This is a genomic window from Methylobacterium sp. WL18, from assembly GCF_008040015.1.
GTDB lineage: Bacteria > Pseudomonadota > Alphaproteobacteria > Rhizobiales > Beijerinckiaceae > Methylobacterium > Methylobacterium mesophilicum.
The window spans coordinates 1-3,137 of record NZ_VRVD01000552.1 but is presented as its reverse complement, the minus strand read 5'-3'; the positions used below and the strand labels follow the sequence as shown (position 1 = coordinate 3,137).

Here is a 3,137-nt window from a genome sequence, read left to right as displayed (position 1 = left end):
ATGGCGGTGGCCCAGGCCGTCGCGGCGATCGTGACGGGCCGGGCCGGCGTCGAGGACGTGATCGCCGGCCTGCTGGCCCGGCCGCTGCGCGGCGAGACGGATTAGGTCGTTTTCCGCCGAAGCGGCTTGCGGCTCGATGGAAGACGGTGCGCCACCACAAATGACCGGAGAGGCTCTGGAAAGCCCTGTCGCCGCGCGATGAGGCGTGCATCTGGCCTGTCCGCGCCGGGGACAGCTGCGCTATGGGGGCCGTGCCGCCGCGACGGGGCGGCCCTCGAGAGACGGCGTGATGGCGTACTGGCTGTTCAAATCCGAGCCCACGACCTGGTCGTGGGACCAGCAGGTCGCGGCCGGCGCGGCCGGCACCCACTGGAACGGCGTGCGCAACCACCTCGCCAAGAAGCACCTGATGGCCATGCAGGTCGGCGAGCGGGGCTTCTTCTACCACTCGAACGAGGGCAAGGCGGTGGTCGGCATCGTCGAGGTGATCCGACCCTACTACCCCGACCACACCGACGAGACCGGCCGGTTCGGCATGGTCGACCTGAAGGCCGTCGCGGCGCTGCCCCGGCCGGTGACGCTGGACGCGATCAAGGCCGATCCGGCGCTGGCCGACATGGTGCTGGTGAACAACTCGCGCCTGTCGGTGCAGCCGGTCACCGAGGCCGAGTGGGACCGCATCCGCGCCGTGGCCGAGACCCCGTAAGGTCCCGGTTTCGAAAGGTCCGAGACCTCTTGCGGGTTCGGGGGCGGAGCCCTGGTGTCGGGCTTCGCCCGATGATCGGGGGCTCCGCCCCCGAACCCCCACCGAAGGGCTCAGCCCTTCGGGAACCCCTTGGTTCAAGCCGCGCGGTTGAAGGCGCCCCGCACCGTCACGAACGCGTCCGCGCCGACATCGACGGGCAGCAGGGTGTCCATCACCCGCGAGGCCGGCAGGGTCACGATCACCTCGGTGCCCTCGCGCGGCCGCGAGGACAGCTGGAACTGGCCGCCGTGCAGCTCCACCAGCCCCTTCACGATCGGCAGGCCGAGCCCCGAGCCCTGCTCGGCGGTCTTGATCGCCAGGGAGCCGCGGCCGAACGACGACATCACCGTGCCGAGTTCGTCCTCGGGAATGCCGGGGCCGCTGTCCTTCACCGAGACGTACTGCCCGCCCGAGGCGGTCCAGCCGACCTTCAGCCAGATCTCGCCGCCCGGCGGCGTGAACTTGACGGCGTTCGACAGCAGGTTGAGCACGATCTGGCGCAGCGCCCGCTCGTCGGCCCAGAGCCGCGGCAGCGAGGCGTCGACCAGGTCGTGGAAGGTCTGGTTCTTCGCCTTGGCCCGCAGGCCCATCATGTGGCGGCATTCCTCGACCACGTGGGCGAGCTGCACCGCCTCCTCGTTGAGCTCGTAGCGGCCGGCCTCGATGCGCGACAGGTCGAGGATCTCGTTGATCAGGTTCAGCAGGTGCATGCCGCTGTCGTGGATGTCGTTCGAGTATTCCCGGTAGGACGGCGCCGTGTGGATGCCGAACACCTCGTTCTTCATCACCTCCGAGAAGCCCAGGATGGCGTTGAGCGGCGTGCGCAGCTCGTGGCTCATGGTGGCGAGGAAGCGGGATTTGGCGAGGTTCGCCTCCTCGGCCCGGCGGCGCGCCTCGTCGGAATTGGCCTTGGCCTGCTCCAATTCGCCGAACACCGCGTCCTTCTCGGCCCGGGACCGCAGGGCGCCCACGGTCGAGGCGTAGAGGCGGCGGGCCAGCCCCAGGAAGAACAGCTGCGCGCCGGCGGCCATCAGCACCAGCAGCAGCGCCTCCATGCCCTTCGAGCAGGCGGCCAGCGACGCGGTGGCGAGGACCAGCGGCACCAGGGCGGCGACCGCCGCCACCGGCACCGTCGCCGCCAGCATGGTCGAGACCGCGGCCGCGATGACGAGGCCGAACAGCGCGAAGGTCCAGCCGCCGGTGGTGCCGAGCCCGATCATCGCCGACCACGACAGGCTCTGCAGGACCTCGCCGATCAGGAAGCGGCGGCGCCAGCGGGCGAGCGGGATCGTGGCCGCGTCGGCCCGCAGGAAGCCGCGGCTCAGCGTGGTGTTGAGCGTGACCATCAGGATGACGCCGAGCGCCCAGAGCGCGGCCACGACCGGGGCGATCCAGAAGGTCGCCGCCGTGGCCAGGGTGACGGCGAACAGCACCAGCGGAATGCCGGCGCCGGCCCGGTACCGGGCGTAATGGCGGAGCAATTCGTGGTCGAAGGCCCGCTCCAGGCCGGTCTGCGAGGTCAGCTTCTCGCGCGCCGAGCGGATCTCGCGGGCGACTCCGAGGCGTCGCGCCGCCTCCTCCGTCGAGGGGCCGCGACCGCGCTGCACCATCTCGACGGTGAGATCGGACATGGGATTGTTGAAACTCGGCTCGAACGCGGCGGCGAGGCAGCTGGGCAGGGGGGCGACGGCGCCAGGATGGGGCGGATGTCTTAAGAAGCGGCTGCCGGCATCGGTCGCATCTTACGTATCGGCGTCCGCGCCATGGGGATCCGCCGGCCGGATCGACGTGCGACGCCACACATCGTTGGCCTGGCGGGGCCGGTTACGGTAAACGACCCGCGTGGCGGGGCCGAAGCGCCGCGATCCGGCGCGCGCCCGGATCCCGCGTGTCGATCGAGGGCCGCCGACCATGCCGAAGCTCACCGTCAACGGCGTCACCCACACGGTCGACGCCGACCCGGACATGCCCCTGCTCTGGGTGCTGCGCGACCGCCTCGACGCCACCGGCACCAAGTACGGCTGCGGCATCGCCCAGTGCGGCGCCTGCACGGTCCACCTCGACGGGCAACCGGTGCGCTCCTGCCAGACCAAGGTCGGCGATGTCGGCACCGCCCAGGTGACCACCATCGAGGGCGTGTCCGGCCGCGTGGCCGAGGCCGTCCAGGCCGCGTGGCGCAAGCTCGACGTCGTGCAGTGCGGCTACTGCCAGTCCGGACAGATCATGTCGGCGATCGGGCTCCTGTCCGGCAACGCCAAGCCCTCCGACGCCGACATCGACGGCGCCATGGACGGCAACATCTGCCGCTGCGGCACCTACCAGCGCATCCGCGCCGCGATCCACGAGGCCGCGCGCGACCTCGCCTGAAGACCCCCCTGCAGCCCCCTCTGCC

3 protein-coding genes are annotated in these 3,137 nt (G+C 71.1%); 2 read left to right on the top strand and 1 reads right to left on the bottom strand.

Annotation, left to right across the window (positions count from 1 at the left end; all coding sequences use genetic code 11):
• The first annotated feature begins 289 nt into the window (after positions 1 to 289).
• Complete coding sequence (locus FV228_RS24815) at positions 290 to 706, top strand: EVE domain-containing protein (RefSeq protein ID WP_147856991.1); 417 nt, start codon at positions 290 to 292, stop codon at positions 704 to 706.
• Between the two features lie 134 nt (positions 707 to 840).
• On the opposite strand, the gene FV228_RS24810 is transcribed toward FV228_RS24815, so the two are convergent.
• Complete coding sequence (locus FV228_RS24810) at positions 841 to 2,376, bottom strand: HAMP domain-containing sensor histidine kinase (protein WP_147856990.1); 1,536 nt, start codon at positions 2,374 to 2,376, stop codon at positions 841 to 843.
• A 280-nt stretch (positions 2,377 to 2,656) separates the two neighbouring features.
• On the opposite strand from FV228_RS24810, the gene FV228_RS24805 reads away from it, so the two are divergent.
• Positions 2,657 to 3,112 (top strand): (2Fe-2S)-binding protein, encoded by a 456-nt coding sequence (locus FV228_RS24805; RefSeq protein WP_147856989.1) that lies wholly within the window; start codon positions 2,657 to 2,659, stop codon positions 3,110 to 3,112.
• Positions 3,113 to 3,137 lie beyond the last annotated feature (25 nt).